Consider the following 23,720-nt stretch of genomic DNA (forward strand, 5'->3'; position numbering starts at 1 on the left):
GCCCCAGCCACGAACCCACCCGCAGCCAGCGAACCGACCCCAGCCCCGCCCCCTCCCCTCCCGCTGCCAGCGCCCTGGACCCGAAGGGTCCGAAACGAAACCCGCACCCGACCCACCCCCAATACCGCCCCACGCGGCAGCATCGAACCGCACACTTCCCGCGCAGCCCGCCCCTGTGCAGTTCCGGGCCTTGTGGCGGGTGTGACGACGGGCGGGATCGGGGACGGCGGCCCGGCGTGACGCCGCCAGGGGGCGCGCGTGACGGCCCGGATACGCTGTGTGTTCCAGGGGAAGGGGAGTCGATGCCGGTACGCAAACCTCCGACCGAGCGACAACGGCGGTTGGGCGCGGAGCTGCGCAAGATGCGCGAGCATGTGGGGCTGTCGGTTGCCGAAGCCGCTGCGGTGCACCGCGTCGACAAGACCACCATCAGCAACACCGAGTCCGCCAGGTTCGGAGTCAGTGCTGATCGGGTCCGCGTATGGGCCGTGAACTACTCGTGCCCGGACCGGGCGTACGTCGACGCGCTCGTCGAGATGGCCCGCGAGCGCGGTGAGAATTGGTGGGACGAGTACCGGGGTACGTTCAGTGCGGTCAATCTGGACCTCGCGGAGCTTGAGCACCACGCGGTGGCGATCCGGGCGGCACAGGTGATGCACATGCCGGGGCTCCTGCAGCACGAGGACTATGCGCGTGCCCTATTCGAAGAAGCGGTGCCGTCCCTGGCATCTGATGCCCTGGAGAAGAGGCTGGCCTTCAGGATCAGGCGCAGCGGGGTACTCGACCGGTCGCAGCCGCCGGAATGTACGTTCCTCATCCACGAGTCCGCGCTGCGCATGCAGTTCGGCGGGCGATCCGTGGCCAGAGCTCAGCTGGACCACCTGCTCAACCAGAGTGATCGGGACAGGCTGACCGTTCGCGTCCTGCCATTCGCAGCAGGTGGGTTCCCCAACGCGGGAAGCTCAACTTTCCACGCGTGTGGTCCAGTTCCACAGCTCGATACGATGCAGACGGACATCCCGGGAGGGGCGGCGTTCCTGCATTCGGAGACGCATCTCGCGAACTCTCGCATGGTGTTGGACCGCATGGAACAGCGCTGTCTTTGTCCAGCCCGTTCACGGGAGTTCATCCGTGAAGCAGCTCGGCAACTATGAAGGCGTGAGAATCGTGACGATCCAGTGGCGTAAGTCCTCGTTCTCGGCGGAGGCCGACGGCAACGCTTGCCTTGAACTCGCCGCACACGGCGGGGCCGTGCTCTTGCGTGAGAGTGACGAACCGGGCGTTGTCATCAAGACCACACCGGCGAGGCTTCGGGCCTTCCTGGCGGGTACGAAGACGGGCGAGTTCGACGCCGTGATGTGACGCGCAAGCCGAGGGCAGCCCCTGGCATATGCCAATTCCGCACCTAATGGCGCATCAAGGTTGATGGGCAGCGCTGTCTGGCGCTACCGTCGCAACTGCGCGCTGTAGTCACGCTGTTACAGCAGGCAATTGAGCGCCCCGGCGGTGTTCGCAGCACCCCGGGGCATGGTCAACGCTAACCAGGAGCGTCAACATGGCCCACCGTATCCATTCCATCCTGCGGCGAACACTCGCTTGCGTCACATCCTTGTTCACCGCCACCACAGAGGGGAGATCTCCCGACACCCCGGCCGCCAGGCCGCTCGGCGGCCCGGCGCCGGGGGCGGGGCGTAGCGCGTGCGGGGCGGCGGACGAGTCGCCGCTTCCGTACGTGGCGCCCGTATTCGCGTTCAGTGGGATCGACATCGGGCCCAACGGTATGCGGGTTCGCCTCACGCCGATCGCGGACCGAGCTGAGAAGGCGGGGGTGGCCCGCTGATGGGGGTACGTACGTCGACGCCGTCGGGGCCCGGGGTTCCGGGGCCCCTCAGTATCAGCCGGGTGCCGAGCAAGCCGGTGCGGCGGGAGGAGGACGGGCGGATCGCGATCCACCTCTGGTTGCAGTGCGACGGTGAGTTCGGCGGTGATGTCACGCTCCGGCTCGTGCCCGCCGATGCCGAACTCCTGCACGCACAGCTCTGCTACTCGCTGGACGACTGGCCGGTGGTGGACCCGACGACCGTAGGTGAACGGCTGCCGGACTGCCGTAAGAAGGTGCAGGGCGGAGACAAAGGGAGCCGCCGTCCGTAGCGCCGACGGCGGCTGACCGTCCGTAGCGCGGACGGCTGCTGACCGGTCGACTCCGAGGCCGCCCGCTGACCCGCCCGGCCCCTGCCCTCCTCCTGCGGAGGCCGGACGGGTCCTGCGGTGCGAGCCTGCGTCAGCCCCTGCGGTGCGAGCCCGCGTCACCGCACCCGCGTGAGCGTCGTCCGGTGTGCGGGGTCGCCCAGGCGCGTGGCCACGAGGCTGTTGCGGTCGTACGGGGCCGACGGGTTGGCGTTGAGGGTGAGGGAGGCGTCGCTTTCGGGGCAGGTGGGGGATTCGGTGGCGGGGAGTTTCATGGGGCTGAGGGTGAGGCCGCCCGAGCCGTGGGAGCCGAGGCCATAGGCGGCGGCCGTGTAGTGGCGGCCGGGGGAGTCGCGGGTGATCTTGGCGGACTCGGTGCCGATGGTGCCCTGCTTCACCGTGACCGTCAGGCCCGTGGCGGCGGACTTCCAGGTGCCGCGGTACTGGGAGTCGACGGTGGAATTGCCGTCGGGAGCGCGGTGCAGGACGGCGGTGGAGCCGTCGGATTCCCAGGAGACGGTGCCGTTGTCGCCGCGCCACAGAGACTGCTTCCGCCTTTCCTCGCAAGAGCCCTTGCGGGGAAGGGAGTCGGTGGTCCGGGCCCGGTACGCCAGGCGATAGGTGGAAATGGTGGTGAAGGTGCCGACGGCCTGGCAGTAGGCGCGCGGCCCGGTGGTCCGGACCTTTATGGAGCGGGTGTGTTTCGTCCGCCCAATATCGATCCGCAGAATGCGGCCGGTCTCGTGTCCCATTTCCACGATCGCGCATTCCCAGGCACCCCGGAAGGTGATCGGTACCGAGCCCTTGGCCCGTTTGGCGGAGCCGGTCATGCCGCAGGCCGTGGTGGCCGTCAGCGTCAGAGCGGCGATGGCGGCCAGTGCTGCCGCGCTGGTCCACGTGGTTTTCCACGTATTTCGCGTATTCCGTGTGTCTCGCGTGTCCGGCGTGTTCCGCGCATGGTGGCGCGTTTCCTCTCCCCCGCTGGTCACGTGCGGGGGAGAGAGTAGACGGCCTCCGGCCCGAAAGACCCCGGCAGGCTGTGTGAGTGCGATGGGCGGACACTGGGAGAGCTGTGCGGCAGCGCTGACAGTCAGACAGCCAACAGCCCGCAAATGGCAAGCGGAGCAGGCGAGCAACCAGAGCAGACGAGCAACGAGCGCAGACGAGCAAGCAAAGCAAGCTCAGCAAATGGAGGAAGTCATGGCCGGCAAGCTGGAATTCGTCTACGTCACCTATATCCAGAGCACCCCGGAAAGGCTCTGGAACGCGCTCACCGATCCCGAGCAGACCGCCGCCTTCTGGGGCCACAGCAATGTCTCGGACTGGCAGGTCGGTTCCGCGTGGGAGCACCGGCGTACGGACGGCTCGGGCACGGCCGACGTCGTCGGTACGGTCGTGGTGAACGCGGAGCCCACGCGGCTGGTGACGACCTGGGCGGAGCCCGGCGGCGGGCGGGAGGCCGAGCCTTCCCGCGTGACCTTCGACATCGAACCGTACGGCGAGATCGTCCGGCTCACCGTGACCCATCAGGATTTGGCCGACGAGGCCGAGCGGGACGCCACCGCCGGGGGGTGGGCGGCGGTGCTGTCCAACCTCAAGACGTTCATCGAGACCGGGCGCCCGCTGCCGCAGGAGCCGTGGCTGATGCCGTAGCCCCCGGCCCGTAGCCCCCGGCCCCCGGCCCGTAACCCGTAACCCGTAGCCCTCGGCCGCTCAGCCCACAGCCGGGACCCCGCCCCCACCGCCCCCACCCCCCCGAGGGTCGGCAGTGTGTCCACGTCCGGGGCGACTGCCATACACACTGCCGGTACCGGGCCCTCCGCCCGGTCCCTAACCTGGCGGTGTCCGCATCCCGTCCCGGCGGGCCCGAGCGCCCCTCATCGATCCGAGGTATCGACTGTGAGCACGCAGCCCCAGCAGCAGGCCACCGCGCAGCCCGACCCCGCGGCAGGCGCCGCCGTGAAGGCCGCCGACCGCGCGCATGTCTTCCACTCCTGGTCAGCGCAGGGGCTCATCGATCCGCTGGCGGTGGCGGGCGCCGAGGGCTCGTACTTCTGGGACTACGACGGCAACCGCTACCTCGACTTCTCCAGCGGCCTCGTCTTCACCAACATCGGGTACCAGCACCCGAAGGTCGTCGCCGCGATCCAGGAACAGGCCGGCAGGCTCGCCACCTTCGCGCCCGCCTTCGCGGTCGAGCCGCGCTCCGAGGCCGCGCGGCTGATCGCCGAGCGCACCCCCGGCGACCTCGACAAGATCTTCTTCACCAACGGCGGCGCGGAGGCCGTCGAGAACGCCGTGCGGATGGCCCGGCTGCACACGGGCCGTACGAAGGTGCTCTCCGCCTACCGCTCGTACCACGGTGCGACCGCCGCCGCGATCAACCTCACCGGCGACCCGCGCCGCTGGCCGTCGGACACCGCCTCGGCGGGCGTCGTGCACTTCTGGGCGCCCTTCCTCTACCGCTCGCCCTTCCACGCGCGGACCGAGGCGGAGGAGTGCGACCGCGCGCTCCGGCACCTTGAGGACACCGTCGCCTTCGAGGGGCCCGCCGCCATCGCCGCGATCATCCTGGAGACGATCCCCGGCACGGCCGGGATCATGGCCCCGCCGCCCGGCTATCTCGCGGGCGTCCGCGAGATCTGCGACCGGTACGGCATCGTCTTCATCCTCGACGAGGTGATGGCGGGCTTCGGCCGTACGGGCGAGTGGTTCGCCGCCGACCTCTTCGACGTCGTCCCGGACCTGCTGACCTTCGCCAAGGGCGTCAACTCCGGCTACGTACCGCTCGGCGGCGTCGCCATCTCGGCGGAGATCGCCGCCACCTTCGAGACCCGCCCCTACCCGGGCGGCCTCACCTACTCCGGCCACCCGCTGGCCTGCGCCGCCGCCGTCGCGACGATCAACGTGATGGAGGAGGAGGGCATCGTGGCGGGCGCCGCCCGTATCGGTGCGGACGTCCTGGGGCCGGGCCTGCGCGAGATCGCCGAGCGCCACCCCTCGGTGGGCGAGGTGCGCGGCACCGGCGCCTTCTGGGCGCTGGAGCTCGTACGGGACCGGGAGACGCGCGAGCCGCTGGTGCCGTACAACGCGTCGGGCGAGGCGAACGCGCCGATGGCCGCCTTCGCGGCCGCCTGCAAGAAGTCCGGGCTGTGGCCCTTCGTGAACATGAACCGCACCCACGTCTGCCCGCCCTGCACCATCTCCGAGTCCGAGGCGAAGGAGGGGCTCGCCCTGCTCGACGCCGCTCTGACGGTGGCGGACGGGTTCACCGTCTGAGGAGGATCACTCCGCCCCCCGCTCGCTCGCCCCCCACTCGCCCCCCACTCGCCCCTCACTCGCCCCCCACTCGCCCCTCTCCCGCAGGCCGCGCCCGTCTCTCCCCCTCCCCCCGACGGCGCGGCCTGCGTCATGCGCGGCAGTGAAGCAGCCTCCGCAACGCGCCTCGCATATCGTGTGCGCGACAGACGAGAGGCGCAGATGTCAGGGAACTCAGCAAGGGCCAACGCAGTCCTGCGCACCACGCTGCGCGCGCAGATCGCCGACGCGCTCCGCGACGAAGTGCTCGCCGGCCGGCTGCCGCCCGGACGTCACTTCACGGTCAAGGAGATCGCCGAGCAGTACGGAGTCTCCGCCACCCCGGTCCGCGAGGCGCTGCTCGACCTGTCCGCGCAAGGGCTGCTCGACGTCGAGCAGCACCGCGGCTTCCGCGTCCACGAGTTCTCCTGCGAGGACTTCCGCGACATGGTCGAGGCCCGCACGCTGATCGTCGAGGGGATCTTCCGCTGCTCCGCCGATCGCGCGGTACGGACCTCCACGCCGACCACGCTGGCCTCCGTGCGGCGGCGGGCCGAGGAGGCGAGCCGCGCGGCGCGCACGGGCGACCTCGACATACTCATCGGGTACGACCTGCGGTTCTGGCGCGAACTCGCCGGGCTCATCGGCAATCCGTACATCATGGACTTTCTGGACCGGGTGCGGATACAGAGCTGGATCTTCACCGTGCCGCGGCTGCGGCGGCTGCCGGAGCTGCGCGGGCGGCTGTGGCACGGCCATATCGAACTGGTCGAGGCGGTGGTGGGGCAGGACTCCGGGGCGGTGGGGCGGATCATCACGGCGTACAACGCGCACTCGCTCGCGCTCGTCGACGCGCCGCCGCGGTTGCCGGGGTGGGGCGCGGGGTGGGCGGAGACCGGCTTAGGTCCGGGGCCAGTGTCCGAGAGCTGAGCCCCGAGCCGCGTCCGTACGGGCTGCCGCCGGTCCCGGCGGCCCTGATGTCCCCCGCCGCATTCGCCGTCGCACGCACTGTGTGATGGATCGCTTACCCGCACTACGCTTGCCCGACCATCGCATCAACGCGAACGAGAGTGAGTTCACGTGGCCTGTGACCTCTGGCTGGTCCCCCTCGTAGACGTGCTGTGCCACAGCCCCGACAACCCCTTCGCGGAGGAGATCGCCGCCTACGACAAGGCGCTCGGCGAAGCGGGGCTGCAGCCGATACCGGTCTACAACTACATGCCCGGACTGTCGGGCGATGTCGCCCCGGTGGCCGGCTTCGACTACGACGCGCTGCACTTCCTGCGCCGCGCCTACCTCCTGCACATCTGCGGACTCGCCGTCACCCCGGTCGATGAACTGGGTGGCGACTACGAACAATTGCTGGAGATGTTCGAGTCCACGGCCCAGCAGTCACACCTGGTGTGGCACTACGACCACGCCGGCGCGTACGTCCCCGTCGACTTCCCCCATCCGCTCTCCAACGACGAACTCCTCGAAGGCGGCGGCCCCTTGGGCTCCGCATACGGGCTGCTCCGCGAACTGGAGACGGTGGCACCGGTGCTGGGCATCGACCACGCCAACCCGCCCGCCGCTCCGGCGCCCCCGGCCCGCCCGACCGGCCTGGAGGAACCCGCGGCCCCGGGCCCGTACGAGGACAGCCCCTTCGCACGGGAACGGCATGTGTGGCTGGGGCTGCACGCCGCCGTGACGCGCAGCCTGGGGCAGGGATCGATGATCGTCTTCAGCTAGGGGGGCCGGCCTCCACGGGGGCCGGCCTCCACGGGGGCCGGCCTCCACGGGGGCCGGCCTCCACGGGGGTCGGCCTCCACGGGGGCCGGTCTTCACGGGGTCCGACCTCCTCGGGGTCCGGCCTCCTCGGGGGGCCGGCCCCAGCCCGCCGCGTCCGACGCTCCGAGCCACCGCCCTGGAGCGTCGGGCGCGGCGGCTCGGAGCGTCAGCCCGGCACCCCCGGAGCGTCAGCGCGGCGGCTCAGGGGGGCGCTGGCGCGGCATGTTCGGGCGGGTGCCCGGCGGCAGCGGGAAGCGGGTGACGGGGGCTCCGCCCTCGGTCCGGGGGCCCCACGCCACCAGCGACTGCAGCAGCAGCGGACCCGTGCCGGACCCGAACTCCACCATCCAGTCCGCCGTCTCCGACCGTACGAGCTCCGTCACGTCCTCCGAGAAGCGCCGCAGCACCGTCAGGCAGCGCTCGGCCGCCTCGCTCGCCGTGCCCTCCGTCGGGCCCAGCACCTCGCGCACGCTCTCCGACGCCCAGTCGAACTGGAGCACCCCGAGGCGGCGTTGTACGGCCTGCGCCGTGGCCACGTGCCGCATCCAGCCCGAGGACAGCCCGAAGAACCGGTCGCAGCCCACGCACGCCACCGCCGCGAGCAGCGCCACGAAGCCCCACGCGGCGCCGCCGTGCAGCACGCCCGCCAGTTCCAGCAGCGGCAGCGACGCGCCCGCCACCGCGCCGAGGGCGGCGCCCGCCCGCAGCACGCGCGCCCAGCGGCGCTTGTTCACCCGGTCCGCGAGGTACCAGGAGATGACGCGCAGCGCGCCGTCCTCCACCCAGCGGTACAGCTCGTCCAGCCGGTCCGCGGGCTCGCCCCAGTCGCCGAGCGGGAAGGGCCGGCCGCGCAGATCGTCGCCGTGCCGCGGCTCTTCCTGCTGTTCGCCCTCCTCCCGTGGTGGCCCCTCGGGTTGCATCTCCGGCTGGCTCACCCGTGCGCTCCCTATGTGACGACTTGACGGCTGGCGACTGACGCGCAGGCCCCCATTCCTACCGCCGAACGGCTTGCCTTGAGCCCAAGATCGATGAATCTCCCACCGGAAGTGGCGCGGTATCGGGTATAGGCCGCGGACTCCCCTCACCCGAAAGAGTGCGCGCGGTGACCGAATCGGCGTTCCCGTAGGCTGCACCCCGTGAAGGTCCTCGTCATCGGCGGCGGCGCCCGCGAACATGCCCTGTGCCGCTCTCTCTCGCTCGACCCCGACGTCACCGCTCTGCACTGCGCCCCCGGCAACGCCGGGATCGCCCAGGTCGCGACGGTGCACCCCGTGGATGCCCTCGACGGCGCGGCCGTCGCGGACCTCGCCCTCGCGCTCCGGGCCGACCTCGTGGTGGTGGGCCCCGAGGCGCCGCTGGTGGCGGGCGTCGCGGACGCGGTCCGGGACCGCGGCATCGCGGCCTTCGGCCCCTCGGCCGAGGCCGCGCGGCTGGAGGGCTCCAAGGCGTTCGCGAAGGACGTGATGGCCGCCGCGGAGGTGCCCACCGCGCGCAGCTACGTCTGCGCCGGCCCGGCGGAGGTCGACGCCGCGCTCGACGCCTTCGGCGCGCCGTACGTCGTCAAGGACGACGGCCTGGCCGCCGGCAAGGGCGTCGTCGTCACCGACGACGTCGAGGAGGCCCGCGCCCACGCGCTGGCCTGCGAGCGGGTCGTCATCGAGGAGTTCCTCGACGGCCCGGAGGTCTCGCTCTTCGCCGTCACGGACGGCGAGACGGTCGTGCCGCTCCAGCCCGCCCAGGACTTCAAGCGCGCGCTCGACGGGGACGAGGGGCCCAACACGGGCGGCATGGGCGCGTACTCGCCGCTGCCGTGGACCGACCCGAAGCTGGTCGACGAGGTCCTTGAGACGGTCCTCCAGCCCACCGTGGACGAGCTGCGCCGCCGGGGCACGCCGTTCTCCGGGCTGCTCTACGCGGGGCTCGCGATCACTTCGCGGGGCGTGCGGGTCATCGAGTTCAACGCCCGCTTCGGCGACCCGGAGACCCAGGTCGTCCTCGCCCGCCTCAAGACTCCGCTGGCCGGGCTGCTGCACGCCGCCGCCACCGGGGAGTTGGCGACGTTCCCCGAACTGCGCTGGAGCGAGGGCGCGGCCGTCACGGTGGTCGTCGCCTCGCACAACTACCCGGGGACCCCGCGCACCGGCGACGCGATCGAGGGCCTGTCCGACGTCGCCGAGCAGGACGCCCCGCACGCGTACGTGCTGCACGCGGGCACCAAGCGGGACGATTCCGGCCGGGTGGTGAGCGCGGGCGGGCGCGTCCTGTCCGTCACGGCCTCCGGCGCCGACCTGGGCGAGGCCCGTACCCGCGCGTACGAGGCCGTCTCGCGGCTGCGCCTGGACGGCTCGCACCACCGGACGGACATCGCGGCGCGGGCTGCCGAGTCGGCTGCTTCGACGGACTGAGGCGGCTCCTGCCACAGGCTGAGGCGGTTGCCGTCACGGACTGGCTGCTGCCAGGGGCTGAGGCGGGTCCGTACCGCGTAGGTGCGGGCTTCGGGGCCGTGGCGGGCCGTGGCGGACCGCCGCCGGTGGAACGCTCCGTTCCGGGGTTGTTGGCCACCCCCTGCGGCCTTCCTACTCCGAAGTACAGGTTCTTTACCCAAAGCCATTCCATCGAGTGACCGCTCTCCCGTCCTGCTGACGCGCGGCCCACCCCCAACTAGGGTGCGGCGCAAGCCAGCTGCCATCCGGCAACTGGCCCACCGGCATTGCGTTGTCAGTGGCCGGTGCCAGAGTGGGCACGTGGGCGTCGCCGTCGGCGCACGCCCGCGTACACCCACCGTCAGTGCAGGCAGCAGGGGGTGATCGGTCTCGTGGCAGGTCCGGAAGCAGGAGCCCAGGCGGCGCGCGGCAGGGCACTCGCCGTACTGCGCATCCGCAGCGCCGCGCTGGCCGTCGCGCTGCTCCCCGCGGCCGCCGCCGTCGTGCTGCTCGCGGGCAGCGCCATGGGCCGTATCGGCGACAGCTGGGACGCGGTGCGCTGGACGGTGGTCGGCGTCGCCGCCGTCGTGCTGGTGCTGGCCGCGGGCGTCGCCGCGGTGGTCGTACGGGCCCGGCCCGCGTACAGCCCCACCGTCCCCGTGCCGGAGGAGACCGCCCCCGACCTCTACCGCCTCGTCCGCGACCTCGCCGACCGGCTCGACGTCCCGGCCCCCTCGGCGATAGCCCTGACGCCGGACTGCGACAGCTGGCTGGAGGACCGTACGCACCCGGCGCACGGTCCGCGGGGCCGGCGCTCGCGCCGCCGCTTCGGACAGGCCGGGCAGGCGAGGCAGGCCAGGCAAGTCGGCCAGGCGGGTCAGGCCGGCCAGACCGGCCAGGGCGGCCCGGAGGCCCGGAAGGCAGAAGCGCCCGTGCTGGTCGTCGGCTCGCCGTTCCTGTGGTGGATGCGCGTCGCCGAGCTGCGGGCGCTGCTCGCGCCCGTCGTCGCCGGCACCGGGCCCTCCGCCAATCCGGACATAGCCGCGGCCCGCCGGTTCGTGCGCGGACTGGACGCGGCCGTCGCGGTCGGCGCGGGAGACGGGCGGGGCGCGGCGACCGGACCGGCCGCCGCCGTGCTCGCCGTCGTGCGCAGGCCCGCGCTGGCCTTCGTGGGATGGGTCGCCCGGCTGCTGCTGCGCTCATGCCGGGTGCACGCCGCCGAGATGGAGCGGGGCGTCGCCGCGGCCGCCTCCGAGCGCGCCCAGGGCGTGGACTACGGGCTGCGGATCGTCGCCCAGGAACAGGTCGGGCTCGCCTACGCGGGCTGGGACCGGCTGCTGACCCGGGTGGCGCTGCCCGCGTGGCGGATGGGCCGCTGGCCGTCCCGGCTGGACGCGGGCGTCGTCGCCGCGCTCACCGAGCTGTCGCGCCGCGACCGCCTCGCCGACGGGTTCACCACCCGGCTCGGCGAGCGCCCCGCGTGCGACCTGCTGGAGGAGCCCGGCCTCATCGACGAGGCCACCTCGCTGCTCGCCGCCCGGCTCTTTCACGGCGGTCCGCCGGAGCCGGGCCCGGACTGGTCCCCGGTCGCCTGGGGCCAGTATCCGGAGGAGGTCGTCGACCGCAAATGGCGCCAGGAGGCCGCCCGCCTCCACCGGGCCCTGGACGACGTCACCCCGCCGGACAGCCCGTCACCCCCGGACGCCGCCGTAACGGATGCCGCCGCCGCGACCGATGCCGCCGTCGCGGATGGGGCTGCCGCGAATGGGGCCGCTGCGCATGGGGCGGTCGGTGGGCCGGGGGGCGCCCGTACAGGGGCGTGTGCCCAGGAGGCCCGTACGGAGGCGCGTACACAGGCTCGTACCCGGGCCCGTACGGACGGACTACCCGCGGCTGCTGCCGACAGCCCGGTGGGGCGTACGGACGGCGCGGGCGGCTCCACGGACCGTGCGGGGGTCCCGGCCGACGCCGGGCCCCCGGCCGCGCCGACGCTGGCCCGCGTCATCGCGCGGCTCACCTCCGCCGATGGCGGTGCGGACGTCGGCGACGGGCTGGCGACCTGGCTCACCGCCGAGGTCGCGCGCGAGGAGGCCGCCCAGCAGGAGGCGGCCCAGCGCGAGTGCGGACCGGGCGACCGGGTGGCGGACGACCCGTGGCTGGACGGCCTCGCGCCGCCCTTCCCGCTGCAGCCGCCGCGCACCGGCCGTGAGCTGCTGACCGACCACGTCACCGCGATGGTGTGCTGCGCGGCCATGGACTCCGCGGGCGCGGTGCCCGGCCTGGACTGGCTGGACGGGCCGGCGCTGCTGTTCGGCGGCGCACGCCGGACCGATCTGGCCGGGCCTGTTCTCAGCCTCGTCGAGGACGGCGACGACGGGCCGCTGCGCGGATGGCTCGGAGAGGTCGGGGTACGTCCGGAGAAGCCTGTCCGGCTGGTGTGAAACCGGGGAACCCAGGGGTATCCAGCGGTCGGCGCGGCCATCGGTCGGCAGTCGACCCGCCGGGAAAATAGCGACAAGCGGTGACGATATGAGTGCGTTATGTGATGTGCTGGGGCCTCGTTGCCTTCGAAGACCGGGGCCGGCACGGCCGAAACGGAACGTCGCGACAGCACAGTGAGCGAGGCAGCGGGGCAGCACGGCGGGGACGCGGCGAGAGGCAAGGAGGGGACGCACGTGGGAACGGAGCAGATCCGCCGATGGGAGTCGGGGGCGCTGGCGCACGCGGTCTCGGACCCCTTCGGCCAGGGCCCGGTGCCCTGGCTGCGCGGGAGCGAGCACTATTTCGACGACACCGGCCAGATCATCCCCTGGTACGTGGACGTGGAGCGCGGCCCGTCCGGCGGCGGGGCCAAAATCCCGGCCCCGCGGACCCGGGGCCCGCGCATGGCGGACGACGTCCACCGCCAGATCAAGGGCTTCGCGTCCACGGGCTCGGCCGCGCCGGGCGACGCCATCGACTTCCGCATCACCGTGGACCCGCCCCAGCAGTTCAGCGTGGACATCTACCGCATCGGGCACTACAGCGGCGACGGCGCCAAGAAGATCACCACGAGTCCGCGGCTGTCGGGCATCGTCCAGCTGCCCCCGCTCGCCGCCGACCGGACCGTCTCCTGCCACCACTGGTGGCTCTCCTGGCGGCTCCAGATCCCCACCTACTGGAACCTCGGCGCGTACGTCGCCGTGCTCACCACCCTCGACGGCCACCGCAGCCACATCCCTTTCACGGTCCGCGACGATCGCCCCGCCGACCTGCTGCTCGTCCTCCCCGACATCACCTGGCAGGCGTACAACCTCTACCCCGAGGACGGCCATACGGGCGCCAGCCTCTACCACGCCTGGGACGGGGACGGCCGCCTCCTCGGCGAGGAGGACGCCGCGGTCACCGTCTCCTTCGACCGCCCGTACGCCGGTGCGGGGCTGCCCCTCCACGTGGGGCACGCCTACGACTTCATCCGCTGGGCCGAGCGGTACGGCTACGACCTCGCGTACGCCGACACCCGCGATCTGCACGCCGGCCGCGTCGACGCCTCCCGCTACCGCGGCCTGGTCTTCCCCGGCCACGACGAGTACTGGTCCGCGCCCATGCGCCGCACCGTCGAGGCGGCGCGCGACTCCGGCACGTCGCTGGTCTTCCTCTCCGCCAACACCATGTACTGGCAGGTGGAGCTGGCCTCCTCGCCGGCCGGTACCGCCGACCGCCTGCTGACCTGCCGCAAGCGCCGCGGCCCCGGCCGCCCCGCCCTGTGGCGCGAGGTCGCCGCCCCGGAGCAGCAGTTGCTGGGCATCCAGTACGCGGGCCGCGTCCCGGAGCCCGCGCCCATGGTCGTGCGCAACGCCGGGCACTGGCTGTGGGAGGCGGTGGGCGCGGGGGAGGGCGAGGAGCTGCCGGGCATGGTGGCGGGCGAGGCCGACCGCTACTACCCCCGGACCGCCCTGCCCGAGCACACCCGTCGCATCCTCCTCGCCCACTCCCCGTACGAGGACAGCGAGGGCAGCACGCGGTATCAGGAGACCTCGCTGTACCGCGCGCCCAGCGGCGCTCTCGTCTTCGCCTCGGGCACGTTCGCCTGGTCCCCGGCGCTGGACCGCCCCGGCCATGTCGACCCCCGCATCCAGCGGGCCACGGCCAATCTCCTCGACCGGATCTGCAAGCGGGACTGAGGCTGTGCGGTGCGGGCCTCGGGGCCCTTGTCCGGGGATCGGGCAGGGGCCTGCCGGGCGGTCCGCGGCCTGCCGGGGCTGCCGGGGCTGCCGGGCCGTCAGGACCTGCCGGGCCTACCGGGCCGTCCGCGGCCCCAGCTCGCGCGCCAGCGCCACCGTCAGCGCCCGGAAGATGCGCACTTCCGGGTCGCTGTCCCCGGCGCGTGTCGCCAGCACGCTGTGCGCCCACGGCGCGTCCAGCACCGGCACGTACACCGTCCCGGGCCACGGGTAGTAGCGCGCGAAGGACTTCAGACCGGAGCCCGCGCCGCGCCCCGACGCCACGCTGGTGAGCACGTCCTGCGGGGTCAGCGCGTAGTCCGGGCTCCGCCGGGGCGCGTCGCCGCCGCGCGTCTCCGCGAAGTACAGATAGTCGGTGAAGGGCTGCGGCGTATGGCTCGGCAGCCGCAGGAACGGCAGGTCGAGCACGTCCGCGAGATGCACTCCGGTGCCCGCGGCGTCCGCGAGCGGGGAGGCCGCCGAGACCCCCACGATCCGCTGCTCCGTGGTCAGCACGTCCACGGCGATCCGGTCGTCGTCCGGTACGGGCCGTACGAAGGCGACGTCCACCCGGTCCTCGTTCAGGGCGCTGGAGTGCTCCGTGAAGTTCAGCTGCACGAGCGTCACCGGTGTCTCGGGCCGGGCCCGCCGGAAGGCGTTCACGGCGGCCGGGGTCACCTCGGCGGAGCCGTGGCCCATGACGCCGACGCGCAGCGGCCGGCCCTCCTCGCGGCCCCGCGCGATCTCCATGACGTCGTCGACGGCGGCGTTGGCGGCGGCCAGGAGCGTACGGGCGTGCCCGGCCAGCCGCTCGCCGGCGGCGGTGGGGGCGACGGGGGCGCGGTGCAGGAGGTGCGTGCCGATGTCGCGTTCGAGCTGCTGCACATGGCCGGTGACGGCGGCCGGGGAGAGGAAGAGCCGCGCCGCGGCCCGTCCGAAGTGTCCTTCCTCGACCACCGCCAGGAAGGAGGACAGCCGACGGAGATCCATGCCCTCCACGATATGCGGGGCGCGGGGCGACCGGGAAACCTCGTTCACGATCCCTGAACGGCTGGTGCGCACGGGCCCGTACGGCCCGTAGAAATGCGGCCATGAGCATGCCCGCAGACCACCTGACCGCCGAGGCCGACACGGAGGCCGGCCGAATAGCCCCGGCCCACCACCATTCCCGCCCCCGCGACCGTCGCGACTGGCTGCGCGCGGGCTGGGTCATGACCGCGTCCGGCTGGAGCGCCAACCAGTTCTCGGCGCTGCTCGGCGCGTACCGCTCCGAGCTGGGTCTGTCCACGGCCGCGACCACCGGCCTCTTCGCCGTGTACGTCGTCGGTCTCATCCCCGGCCTGCTGCTCGGCAGCCCGGCGGCCGACAGGCTCGGCCGCCGCCGGGTCGCGCTGAGCGCGCTCGCGCTCTCCGCGGTCGCGACCTGCACGCTGATGGCGGGCTCGACGGCCGTGTGGCTGCTGTGGCCGGGGCGCTTCCTGACCGGTCTGGGGGCGGGGGTGCTGCTCACGGCGGGCAGCGTGTGGATCAAGGAGCTGTCCTCGCCGCCGCACGACACCGCCTCCGCGCCGGGCGCCGCCGCCCGCCGCTCGGGGCTCTTCCTCTCGGCGGGCTTCGCGACGGGCGGCCTCGCCGCGTCCTTCCTCGCCGAGTGGGCGCCGAATCCGATGCTGACGGCGTACGTGCCGCACCTGGTGCTGTCGGCGGTCGCGGCGGCGGCCGCGTTCCGCTCGCCGGAGACGACGGGCGCCGCGCCGGCCCCGGCCGCTCAGGCGCTGGTCCCGGCCGCTCAGACACCGGTCCCGGCCGCTCAGGCACCGGTCCCGGCCGCTCAGGCACCGGTCCCGGCCGCTCAGGCACCGGTCCCGGCCGCTCAGGCACCGGCTCCCGCCGCTCAGGCACCGGTCCCGGCCACCCAGGCCCCAGCCCCCGACATGGGTCCCGTCCGTTCGCGCTTCCTGACGCTCGTCGTGCCGGTCGCCCCCTGGGTGTTCGCCGCGCCCACGCTCGCCTTCGCCACCCTGCCGGGGCTCGTCGACGGGGGCCTGGACGGCTGGCAGACCGTCTACGCGGGGGTCGCCACCGCCGTCACGCCCGGCAGCGGGCTGCTCGTGCAGCCGCTCGCGCGCCGCCTCGCGGCCCGCCACCGGGTGGCGACGGCCATCGCCGGGATGCTGGCCGTGGCCGTCGGCCTGTTCATCGCGGCGTTCGCGGCCGCACACGCCGACCCCGCCGTCGCGCTGGTCGCCGCCGCGCTGATCGGCGCCGGCTACGGGCTCTGCGTGACGTACGGGCTCACCGAGGTCGCGCTGCTCGCGCCCCCCGGCGGGCTGGCCCGGCTCACCTCCCGCTTCTGGGTTCTCGCCTACCTGGGCTTCTTCGCCCCGTACGTATTCACGCTCCTCAGCGGAGCCTTCGACCCCGCCCTGATCCTCCTCGCCGCCGCGTGCCTGGCGGCCGTCACGGGCATCGGAGTGACCCTCGCGGGGAGGCGTGCGGCAGAGTAGGGAAGAATCGGGGCCCTTGGAGCAACCCACCGGGAGGACGCGTGTCCGGATTCGTCGAGAAGCCCGATCCCGTAGAGGTGCCGGGTCTTGTGCATCTGCACACCGGAAAGGTCCGCGACCTCTACCGCAACGAACGCGGCGAGCTGGTGATGGTCGCGAGCGACCGCACCTCCGCCTTTGACTGGGTGCTGCCCACCGAGATCCCCGACAAGGGGCGGGTGCTCACGCAGCTCTCCCTGTGGTGGTTCGACAAGCTCGCGGACCTGGTGCCCGACCACGTCCTGTCGACGGAGCTCCCGGCGGGCGCGCCCGCCGACTGGGAGGGCCGCACGCTCGTCTGCAAGTCCCTGGACATGGTGCAGGTCGAGTGCGTGGCGCGCGGCTACCTCACCGGTTCCGGCCTGGTGGAGTACCGGGAGACCCGTACGGTCTGCGGGCTCGCCCTGCCCGAGGGGCTGGTCGACGGGTCCGAGCTGCCGTCGCCGATCTTCACCCCGGCCACCAAGGCCGCGGTCGGCGAGCACGACGAGAACGTCAGTTACGAGGAAGTGGCCCGGCAGGTGGGCCCGGAGACGGCGGCCCAGCTCCGCCAGACCACGCTCGCCGTATACACGCGCGCCCGTGACATCGCCCGCGAGCGGGGGATCATCCTCGCCGACACGAAGTTCGAGTTCGGCTTCGACGGGGACCGACTGGTCCTCGCGGACGAGGCGCTGACCCCGGACTCGTCCCGCTTCTGGCCCGCCGACCAGTGGGAACCGGGCCGCCCGCAGGCGTCCTTCGACAAGCAGTTCGTCCGCGACTGGCTGACCTCCCCCGCCTCCGGCTGGGACCGCCACAGCGAACAACCGCCGCCCCCGCTCCCGCCGGAGACGGTGGAGCAGACCCGCGCCAAGTACGTGGAGGCGTACGAACGGCTGACGGGCACACCCTGGGCGTAGCGCCCGCGCCCCGGGCGCCGGACGGTCCCCGGGGCGCAGTGTCGCCAACCCAATAACAAGAGTTTTGTCAAACTGCTGCCATGGCTATCTCCCCGGCTCCCGGCGAAGGCCCCGTCCGCCCGGTCTCCGTCTCGCTCCACGAGGGCACCATCGTGGCTCTCAAGGCCCACACCGGCAGGCGGGGCATGTCCGCCTACGTCGAATCGCTCATCCAGCGCCAGCTGGAACGGGACCGCCTGCGCGAGCTCATCGAAGACGCGGAAGCCGGACACGGCCCCGTCGACCAGGCCGCCGTCGAGGCCAAGCGCGCGATCCTACGCGGCAACAAGGCCGACTCGGCCGACCCCGCGTGAGCGGCACGCTCGTCCTGAACGGTGAGGGACTGTCCAAGCTGGTGCGCCGCACGACCGACCTCACCGAATGGCTGGCCGCCGCCGAGGCGGAGGACGTTCGCGTCGTCATCAGCTCCGTCACCCTCGTCGAGGCCCGCGACCCCCGGACCGACCAGGCCCGTTTCGACTACGCCGCCTCCCGCGTCAACATCATCCCGCCCACCGAGGCCATTGCCCGGCAGGCGAGCAGACTCCTCGCCGAAGCCGGGGTGCACGGCCACAAATACGCACTCGACGCGATCGTCGCCGCCACCGCACTCGCCTCACCCGCACCAGCGGCCGTCCTGACCTCGGACCCCGAGGATCTCCGCACGCTGTGCGGCCCCGGCATCCGCGTACTCAAGATCTGACGCGGTGCGGGCCCATTCCGGCCTGCCTTTCCACGCGAGGAGCACGCCAACCGGCCCGTCCGGGGGCGCCTCCCAGCGGTGGCCGGGGGAGTCCGAGGACCGGGGGCCGAGGCGGAGCCCTGAAAGCGCCGCCCCGCCCCGCGGCAATGTCACACCTGGTAGCGGTCCGCCGCGAACAGCCGAAGGTTGTCCCGCACCCAGTCGGACGTCCGCGCCAGCCCCTCCTCCAGGTCCACCCGGGGCTCCCACCCCGCCCACTGACGGGCACGGGAGTTGTCCGAGAGCAGCCGCTCCACCTCGCTCCCGCCCGGCCGCAGCCGCCCGGCGTCCACGACGACCTCGGCGTCCCGCCCCGACGCCTTGATCAGCGACTGGGCGAGGTCCCCGATGGAGATCTCGCGGCCCGTGCCCAGGTTGACGGCGTGCCCGATCGCCCGGTCGCACTCGGCCATCGCCAGGAACCCCTCGGCGGTGTCGGTGACATAGGTGAAGTCGCGGGTCGGCGTCGTCGAGCCGAGCCTGATCTTCTCGGCCCCGGAGTGCAGTTGGGCCAGGATGGTGGGGATGACGGCGCGCGCGGACTGCCGCGGCCCGTACGTATTGAACGGGCGCACCACCGTCACCGGCAGCTCGAAGGCGTGCGCGTACGACAGCGCCATCATGTCCGCGCCGATCTTCGAGGCGGAGTACGGCGACTGCGGCTGCAACGGGTGCGATTCGCTGATCGGGGCGGTCAGCGCGGTCCCGTACACCTCACTGGTCGAGGTGTGCACCATCCGCCGCACGCCGTGCCGCCGGCAGGCCGCGGCGACGTTCTGTGTGCCGACCACATTGGTCTGCACATACGCCTCGGGCGCCTCATAGCTGTACGGAATCCCGATCAGCGCCGCGAGGTGGAAGACCGTGTCGCACCCGGCGACCGCGTCCATCACCCGCCCCGCGTCCCGGACGTCGCCCGCCAGCATCTCGACGGGGGAGTCCGCCGCGAAGTAGCGCGCGAGATGCCCGCGCTCGGCGTACGGCTTGTAGTGCACGAGCGCCCGCACTCGCGCGCCGCGCTCGACCAGCAGGTCGACGAGGGCCGAACCGATGAAGCCCTCGGCGCCGGTGACCAGGACCGTACGACCGGCCCAGATGCTCTCGTTCATGCGTGTGTCCTCTCAGGGGTCGGATAAGGAAGGTCGGTGGGCGCGGTGCGCCCCGCCAGCCGCCGCACCCACTGCGCCATCAGGTCGGCGGCCCGCGCGTGCGTGCCCGGGTCCGCCGCCGCGCCCATCGCGGCCAGCCGCGCCGGATCGGCCAGCAGCGGTTCGATCAGCTCGGCGAGGCGCGCGCCGCTCGTCTCGCCGTCCGGCAGCAGCAGCCCCGCGCCCGTGTCGGAGAGCACCCGCGCGTTGTGCGTCTGGTGGTCGTGCGGCGCGTGCGGATACGGGACGAGGACGGCCGGCATCCGTACGCTCGACAGCTCGGCGACCGTCGCCGAACCCGCCCGGCACACCACCAGGTCGGCCGCCGCGTAAGCGAGATCCATCCGGTCCAGATAGCCGACGGCCCGCGCCACCTCGGCGCAGCCGTCCGCGACGAGCCGCGCCCGCACCTCGTCCAGCGTCGTCGGCCCGGTCTTGATCACCAGCCGTACGTCCGGCCGGAACCGCCACCGCCGCGCCAGCTCCACCGCGGCCTCCGTCAGCCGCGCGGCGCCCAGGCTGCCGCCGTTGAACAGCACCAGCCGCGCGCCGTCCGGCACCCCGAACTCCGCCCGCGCCTCGGCGCGCAGCGCCGCCCGGTCCAGCCCGGCCACCGCCCCCACCAGCGGCATCCCGACCGTCTCGGCGGCCAGCGCGGCCCGTGTGGAGAGATGTTCGCGGCTGCGGTCGAAGGCCAGCGCCACATTGCGGGTCAGCGCCGTCGCGAACCGGTTCGCGCGCCCCGGCACCGCGTTGGACTCATGGACGAGCGAGGGCCGCCCGGCCAGCCGCGCCCCGAGCACGGCGGGCGCGCTCGGATAGCCGCCCATGCCGACGACGACCTGTGCGCCCTGCGCCTCGATCAGCTGCCGGGCCTGCCGCCCGGAGCGCAGCAGATCCGCCGGGAGCAGGAAGCGGCGGGAGCCGATCGAGGAGTCGAAGGGGATCATGTCGACGGTGTGCAGCCGGTATCCGGCCGCCGGGATCAGCCGGGTCTCCAGCCCCCGTTCGGTGCCGATGAAGCTGATCACGGCATCCGGCTCGGCCCGCCGGATCGCGTCGGCGACGGCCAGCCCCGGGTAGATGTGCCCGCCGGTGCCGCCCGCCCCGACGATCACCGAGAGCGGGCCGCGAGGCCCCTGGGTGTCGTGTGCTGTAGCCATGGGAGCAGCGTCGCGAGCCGCTCTAAGAGTGTTTTAAGAACGGTTCTGCCAAGGTATGCGTGGAAAAGCACCCACGTGAGAGGCCCCGCCCATGCCCGTCGCGCAGCCGCCGGCCGACGGCGCGGCCGTCGAACCCGACATCCTCGCCGTGGACGACGACCCCGAGGTGCTGGCCGCCGTCGTCGACGGACTCACCGTCGAAGGGTATGCGGTCCGCTCCGCCGCCGACGGCCTCGAAGCCCTCTCCGCCATCGCCGCCGCGCCGCCCGCCGCCATCGTCCTCGACCTCGCGATGCCCGTACTCGACGGCCTCGCCGTCTGCCGCCGGCTGCGCGAGATGGGCGACCGTACGCCCGTACTCGTGCTCACCGCCCGCGACGCCGTCTCCGACCGCGTCGCGGGCCTCGACGCCGGGGCCGACGACTACCTCGTCAAGCCCTTCGCGCTGGGCGAGCTCTTCGCCCGGCTGCGCGCCCTGCTGCGCCGCGCCACCGCCGCCCTGCCGCCGCAGGAGGAGGCCGAGTTGGCCTTCGCCGACCTCACCGTCGACCCCGTCACCCGCACCGGCCGCCGGGGCGGCAACCGCATCGACTTCACCCGCACCGAATTCACCCTGCTCGAAGTCCTGCTGCGCCACCCCGGGCAGGTGCTGCCCCGCGAGACGATCCAACAGCTCGTCTGGGGAACGGACTTCGGACCCGACTCCAACTCCCTTGCCGTGTACATCGGTTACCTGCGCCGCAAACTGGAGGCGGACGGCGCGCCCCGCCTCGTCCACACCGTGCACGGCATCGGCTACCTGCTGGCCGAACGGTGAGCGGCGGCCACCGGCGCACCGCGCTGAGCCGCCGCCCGCCGCGCAATCCGCTGAGCCGCAATCCGCTGGGCCGCACCCCGCTGCGCACCCGCCTCGCCCTCGTCACCTCCGCCGCCGTCGCCCTCGTCGCGCTCGGCGTGCTCGCCGCCGCCTACGTCGTCATCCGCTACGAGCTCGTACGGCAGCTGGACCTCCAGCTCACCCAGCAGTCCACGCTGATCAAACAGGAGGACTGGAGCGGCAAGAACGGCGCGCTCCAGAGCGACTGCCGCTGGCTCTCCGCCCCCGCCTGCGCCCAGATCGTCCCCGCCGACCCCGGGAAACCCGCCGCGTCCGGCGAGAAGAGCCTGGCCCTGCCCGTCACCGAGGCCACCCGGCAGGTCGCCGCGGGGGCCCGCGGCGCGTACTACAGCGACACCACCCACCAGGGCCACCCGCTGCGGATGCTCACCACCCCCACCAAGAACGACCGCGCGCTCCAGGTGGCGATCCGCTCCGACATCGTCGAGAAGGGCGTCCGGCAGGCGGGGCTGCTGCTCGGCGCGGTTGGCGGCGCGGGGGTGCTGCTCGCCGCGGGGCTCGGCTACTTCGCCTCCCGTACGGCCCTGCGCCCCGTCACCCGCCTCACCGCCACCGCCGAACGCATCGCCGCCACCCGCGACCCCGCCCACCGCATCGAACTCGCCCCCTACGAAGCCCGCCGCCAGGACGAGATCACCCGCCTCGCCACCAGCTTCAACACCATGCTCGGCGAGCTGGAGCAGTCGGTGGCCGCCCAGCGCCGCCTCGTCGCCGACGCCTCCCACGAGCTGCGCACCCCGCTCACGGCACTGCGCACCAACGCCGAACTCCTCGCCCGCTCCGAACGGCTCTCCGACACCCAGCGCGACCGGGCCGCGGGCGCGCTCGGCCGCCAGCTCCGCGAGGTCACCGGCCTGGTCAACGACCTCATCGAGCTGGCCCGCGACGAGGAGCCGCAGCCGCTCGTCGAACAGGTCCGCCTGGACCGCCTCGCGGAACGCTGCGTCGAGCAGGCCCGCGAGCACTGGCCGGACACGGCGTTCACGGTGACGGTGACGGTCGCGGGCCTGGACAGGGGGACGGGCGCGAGCGCGGGTACGGGCATGAGCGCGGGTACGGGCGCGAGCGGGCGTACGGGCGTGAGCGGGGGTACGTACACGGGCACCGTCCCCGGCGTCCCCGCCCGCCTCGCGCGGCTGATCTCCAACCTCCTCGACAACGCGGCCAAGTTCAGCCCGCCGCACGGCGCGGTGGAGGTCGCGCTCACCGGCTCGTACGGCGGCGGCCTCGATCTCACCGTCCGCGACCACGGCCGCGGCATCGCCGCCGAGGACCTCCCGTACGTCTTCGACCGCTTCTACCGCTCCCGTCAGGCCCGCGCGCTCCCCGGCTCCGGCCTCGGACTCGCCATGGCCCGCCAGATCGCCCGCGCGCACGGCGCGGAACTCACCGCCGAACAGGCCGAAGGGGGCGGCGCCCGGTTCCGCCTGCGCTTCCCCGGAAACCTGCCGGGGGACCCGTCGGGGGGCCCGTCGTAAAACGCCGAAGGCCCCAGCCGCTGAACGGCTGGGGCCTTCACTTCTGAGCGGACGACGAGACTCGAACTCGCGACATCCACCTTGGCAAGGTGGTGCTCTACCAACTGAGCTACGTCCGCGTGCGCCGCGCTGTGCGTGCGGTGCGGGACCAACTATAGCCAACCCTGAGCGCGCGCCGCGCGCGCCGCGGCATGACGGTTCTCCGCACCCAGTTTCGCGGCGGCGGCCGAGAGGTAATTGCGGACGGTTCCCTGCGTCAGCCCGGCCCGCTCGGCGATCTCCGCGATCGGCGCCCCGTTCTCCGCCAGCTCCAGCAGCTCCGCCTCCCGAGCGGTCAGCGGCGAAGCCCCGGAGCTGATGGCGTCAGCCGCCAATTCCGGGTCCACATAACGGCTTCCGGCGTGCACCGTGCGGATGATCTCGGCCAGCCGCTGCGCCGACACGGTCTTGGGTACGAACCCCCGCACCCCCGCCTCCAGCGCCCGCTTCAGATGGCCGGGCCGCCCATGGCTCGTCACGATCATGGTGCGGCAGGCGGGCAGTTCGCTCCGCAGCGATGTGGCGACCTTCACACCGTCCGCCCCCGGCATCTGGAGATCCAGCACCGCCACATCCGGTCGGTGCGCCCGCGCCATGGCCACCGCCTCCGGCCCGGTCGCGGCCTCGGCGACGACCCGCAGATCGTCCTCCAGCCGCAGCAGCGCGGCCAACGCCCCCCGGATCAGATGCTCGTCGTCGGCGAGCAGAACGCGGATGACCGCCCCCTCAGCCGATCCGTCGGCCGCCCCCTCAGCCGACCCCGCGCCCGCTCCCGAGCGGCCGCTCACTCCGCCGCCCGTCCCCGAGCGGCCGCTCACTCCGCCGCCCGTCCCCGAGCGGCCGCTCACTCCGCCGCCCGTCCCCGAGCGGCCGCTCACCCCACCGC

General features: G+C 73.2%; 22 protein-coding genes and 1 tRNA gene. 16 read left to right on the top strand and 7 right to left on the bottom strand.

Annotated elements, in window-relative coordinates; translation table 11 throughout:
• Positions 1 to 302: 302 nt before the first annotated feature.
• The 3 genes from AC07AB_RS03775 to AC07AB_RS03785 all read left to right on the top strand — a co-directional run bounded on the left by AC07AB_RS03775 (position 303) and on the right by AC07AB_RS03785 (position 2,151).
• Entirely contained in the window at positions 303 to 1,154 is an 852-nt protein-coding gene (locus AC07AB_RS03775; RefSeq protein ID WP_478559413.1) for a Scr1 family TA system antitoxin-like transcriptional regulator, read from the top strand.
• Complete coding sequence (locus tag AC07AB_RS03780; RefSeq protein ID WP_478559416.1) at positions 1,132 to 1,362, top strand: DUF397 domain-containing protein; 231 nt, start codon at positions 1,132 to 1,134, stop codon at positions 1,360 to 1,362. Before AC07AB_RS03775 ends, AC07AB_RS03780 begins: the two co-directional genes overlap by 23 nt.
• 540 nt (positions 1,363 to 1,902) lie before the next feature.
• Positions 1,903 to 2,151: a hypothetical protein gene (locus AC07AB_RS03785; RefSeq protein WP_478559419.1), complete on the top strand. Its 249-nt coding sequence runs from the start codon at positions 1,903 to 1,905 to the stop codon at positions 2,149 to 2,151.
• A 155-nt stretch (positions 2,152 to 2,306) separates the two neighbouring features.
• Here the strand turns inward: AC07AB_RS03785 and AC07AB_RS03790 are convergent, their stop codons facing one another.
• Entirely contained in the window at positions 2,307 to 3,017 is a 711-nt protein-coding gene (locus AC07AB_RS03790; protein WP_478559422.1) for a hypothetical protein, read from the bottom strand.
• A 358-nt stretch (positions 3,018 to 3,375) separates the two neighbouring features.
• Here AC07AB_RS03790 and AC07AB_RS03795 point away from each other — a divergent pair, with 358 nt between their 5' ends.
• The 4 genes from AC07AB_RS03795 to AC07AB_RS03810 all read left to right on the top strand — a co-directional run bounded on the left by AC07AB_RS03795 (position 3,376) and on the right by AC07AB_RS03810 (position 7,215).
• Positions 3,376 to 3,840, top strand: coding sequence for an SRPBCC family protein (locus tag AC07AB_RS03795; protein WP_478559425.1), 465 nt, complete (start codon positions 3,376 to 3,378; stop codon positions 3,838 to 3,840).
• 246 nt (positions 3,841 to 4,086) lie between these two features.
• Entirely contained in the window at positions 4,087 to 5,466 is a 1,380-nt protein-coding gene (locus AC07AB_RS03800; protein ID WP_478559428.1) for an aminotransferase class III-fold pyridoxal phosphate-dependent enzyme, read from the top strand.
• A 201-nt stretch (positions 5,467 to 5,667) separates the two neighbouring features.
• Positions 5,668 to 6,414 (top strand): GntR family transcriptional regulator, encoded by a 747-nt coding sequence (locus tag AC07AB_RS03805; RefSeq protein ID WP_478559431.1) that lies wholly within the window; start codon positions 5,668 to 5,670, stop codon positions 6,412 to 6,414.
• A 150-nt stretch (positions 6,415 to 6,564) separates the two neighbouring features.
• Positions 6,565 to 7,215: a hypothetical protein gene (locus AC07AB_RS03810; protein WP_478559434.1), complete on the top strand. Its 651-nt coding sequence runs from the start codon at positions 6,565 to 6,567 to the stop codon at positions 7,213 to 7,215.
• 227 nt (positions 7,216 to 7,442) lie between these two features.
• On the opposite strand, the gene AC07AB_RS03815 is transcribed toward AC07AB_RS03810, so the two are convergent.
• Positions 7,443 to 8,189 (bottom strand): SLATT domain-containing protein, encoded by a 747-nt coding sequence (locus AC07AB_RS03815; RefSeq protein WP_478559437.1) that lies wholly within the window; start codon positions 8,187 to 8,189, stop codon positions 7,443 to 7,445.
• 201 nt (positions 8,190 to 8,390) lie between these two features.
• Here AC07AB_RS03815 and purD point away from each other — a divergent pair, with 201 nt between their 5' ends.
• From purD to AC07AB_RS03830, 3 genes are all read left to right on the top strand, one after another.
• The gene (gene purD / locus AC07AB_RS03820; RefSeq protein ID WP_478559440.1) at positions 8,391 to 9,659 is read left to right on the top strand and encodes a phosphoribosylamine--glycine ligase; all 1,269 of its coding nucleotides are present in this window, start codon (positions 8,391 to 8,393) and stop codon (positions 9,657 to 9,659) included.
• Between the two features lie 410 nt (positions 9,660 to 10,069).
• Entirely contained in the window at positions 10,070 to 12,118 is a 2,049-nt protein-coding gene (locus AC07AB_RS03825; RefSeq protein ID WP_478559443.1) for a hypothetical protein, read from the top strand.
• Between the two features lie 234 nt (positions 12,119 to 12,352).
• Positions 12,353 to 13,840 carry a N,N-dimethylformamidase beta subunit family domain-containing protein gene (locus tag AC07AB_RS03830; protein ID WP_478559446.1) on the top strand — a complete coding sequence of 496 codons (1,488 nt, stop codon included), beginning with the start codon at positions 12,353 to 12,355 and terminating at the stop codon, positions 13,838 to 13,840.
• A gap of 114 nt (positions 13,841 to 13,954) precedes the next feature.
• Here AC07AB_RS03830 and AC07AB_RS03835 read toward each other — a convergent pair whose 3' ends face one another.
• A complete protein-coding gene (locus AC07AB_RS03835; RefSeq protein WP_478559449.1) occupies positions 13,955 to 14,869 on the bottom strand; it encodes a LysR family transcriptional regulator in 915 nt (304 codons plus the stop codon).
• 101 nt (positions 14,870 to 14,970) lie between these two features.
• Here AC07AB_RS03835 and AC07AB_RS03840 point away from each other — a divergent pair, with 101 nt between their 5' ends.
• From AC07AB_RS03840 to AC07AB_RS03855, 4 genes are all read left to right on the top strand, one after another.
• Entirely contained in the window at positions 14,971 to 16,386 is a 1,416-nt protein-coding gene (locus AC07AB_RS03840; RefSeq protein WP_478559452.1) for an MFS transporter, read from the top strand.
• 41 nt (positions 16,387 to 16,427) lie between these two features.
• Positions 16,428 to 17,327, top strand: coding sequence for a phosphoribosylaminoimidazolesuccinocarboxamide synthase (locus tag AC07AB_RS03845; protein WP_478559455.1), 900 nt, complete (start codon positions 16,428 to 16,430; stop codon positions 17,325 to 17,327).
• An 80-nt stretch (positions 17,328 to 17,407) separates the two neighbouring features.
• A complete protein-coding gene (locus AC07AB_RS03850; RefSeq protein ID WP_478559458.1) occupies positions 17,408 to 17,680 on the top strand; it encodes a hypothetical protein in 273 nt (90 codons plus the stop codon).
• Positions 17,677 to 18,069 (top strand): type II toxin-antitoxin system VapC family toxin, encoded by a 393-nt coding sequence (locus tag AC07AB_RS03855; protein ID WP_478559461.1) that lies wholly within the window; start codon positions 17,677 to 17,679, stop codon positions 18,067 to 18,069. The genes AC07AB_RS03850 and AC07AB_RS03855 overlap by 4 nt, the downstream gene beginning before the upstream one ends.
• Before the next feature lie 149 nt (positions 18,070 to 18,218).
• On the opposite strand, the gene AC07AB_RS03860 is transcribed toward AC07AB_RS03855, so the two are convergent.
• Both AC07AB_RS03860 and AC07AB_RS03865 read right to left on the bottom strand, forming a co-directional pair.
• A complete protein-coding gene (locus tag AC07AB_RS03860; protein WP_478559464.1) occupies positions 18,219 to 19,217 on the bottom strand; it encodes an SDR family NAD(P)-dependent oxidoreductase in 999 nt (332 codons plus the stop codon).
• Positions 19,214 to 20,419 carry a UDP-N-acetylglucosamine--N-acetylmuramyl-(pentapeptide) pyrophosphoryl-undecaprenol N-acetylglucosamine transferase gene (locus tag AC07AB_RS03865; protein ID WP_478559467.1) on the bottom strand — a complete coding sequence of 402 codons (1,206 nt, stop codon included), beginning with the start codon at positions 20,417 to 20,419 and terminating at the stop codon, positions 19,214 to 19,216. The genes AC07AB_RS03860 and AC07AB_RS03865 overlap by 4 nt, the downstream gene beginning before the upstream one ends.
• A 91-nt stretch (positions 20,420 to 20,510) precedes the next feature.
• On the opposite strand from AC07AB_RS03865, the gene AC07AB_RS03870 reads away from it, so the two are divergent.
• Both AC07AB_RS03870 and AC07AB_RS03875 read left to right on the top strand, forming a co-directional pair.
• Positions 20,511 to 21,236, top strand: a complete 726-nt coding sequence (locus tag AC07AB_RS03870; protein WP_478559470.1) for a response regulator transcription factor — start codon at positions 20,511 to 20,513, stop codon at positions 21,234 to 21,236.
• A 65-nt stretch (positions 21,237 to 21,301) separates the two neighbouring features.
• Complete coding sequence (locus AC07AB_RS03875) at positions 21,302 to 22,795, top strand: ATP-binding protein (RefSeq protein ID WP_478559744.1); 1,494 nt, start codon at positions 21,302 to 21,304, stop codon at positions 22,793 to 22,795.
• Positions 22,796 to 22,841: 46 nt separating this feature from the next.
• On the opposite strand, the gene AC07AB_RS03880 is transcribed toward AC07AB_RS03875, so the two are convergent.
• A tRNA-Gly gene (locus AC07AB_RS03880) sits at positions 22,842 to 22,914 on the bottom strand.
• 33 nt (positions 22,915 to 22,947) lie between these two features.
• On the bottom strand, positions 22,948 to 23,550 hold the full coding sequence (locus AC07AB_RS03885) for a response regulator transcription factor (RefSeq protein ID WP_478559747.1): 603 nt from the start codon (positions 23,548 to 23,550) through the stop codon (positions 22,948 to 22,950).
• Positions 23,551 to 23,720 lie beyond the last annotated feature (170 nt).

Source organism: Streptomyces sp. NPDC044033 (genome assembly GCF_056434425.1).

Excerpts from the sequence above, each read along its gene's own strand:
- AC07AB_RS03775 (WP_478559413.1), top strand. The coding sequence starts at position 303 with ATGCCGGTACGCAAACCTCCGACCGAGCGACAACGGCGGTTGGGCGCG.
- AC07AB_RS03790 (WP_478559422.1), bottom strand. The coding sequence starts at position 3,017 with ATGACCGGCTCCGCCAAACGGGCCAAGGGCTCGGTACCGATCACCTTC.
- AC07AB_RS03795 (WP_478559425.1), top strand. The coding sequence starts at position 3,376 with ATGGAGGAAGTCATGGCCGGCAAGCTGGAATTCGTCTACGTCACCTAT.
- AC07AB_RS03805 (WP_478559431.1), top strand. The coding sequence starts at position 5,668 with ATGTCAGGGAACTCAGCAAGGGCCAACGCAGTCCTGCGCACCACGCTG.
- AC07AB_RS03835 (WP_478559449.1), bottom strand. The coding sequence starts at position 14,869 with ATGGATCTCCGTCGGCTGTCCTCCTTCCTGGCGGTGGTCGAGGAAGGA.
- AC07AB_RS03840 (WP_478559452.1), top strand. The coding sequence starts at position 14,971 with ATGAGCATGCCCGCAGACCACCTGACCGCCGAGGCCGACACGGAGGCC.
- AC07AB_RS03850 (WP_478559458.1), top strand. The coding sequence starts at position 17,408 with ATGGCTATCTCCCCGGCTCCCGGCGAAGGCCCCGTCCGCCCGGTCTCC.
- AC07AB_RS03860 (WP_478559464.1), bottom strand. The coding sequence starts at position 19,217 with ATGAACGAGAGCATCTGGGCCGGTCGTACGGTCCTGGTCACCGGCGCC.
- AC07AB_RS03865 (WP_478559467.1), bottom strand. The coding sequence starts at position 20,419 with ATGGCTACAGCACACGACACCCAGGGGCCTCGCGGCCCGCTCTCGGTG.
- AC07AB_RS03870 (WP_478559470.1), top strand. The coding sequence starts at position 20,511 with ATGCCCGTCGCGCAGCCGCCGGCCGACGGCGCGGCCGTCGAACCCGAC.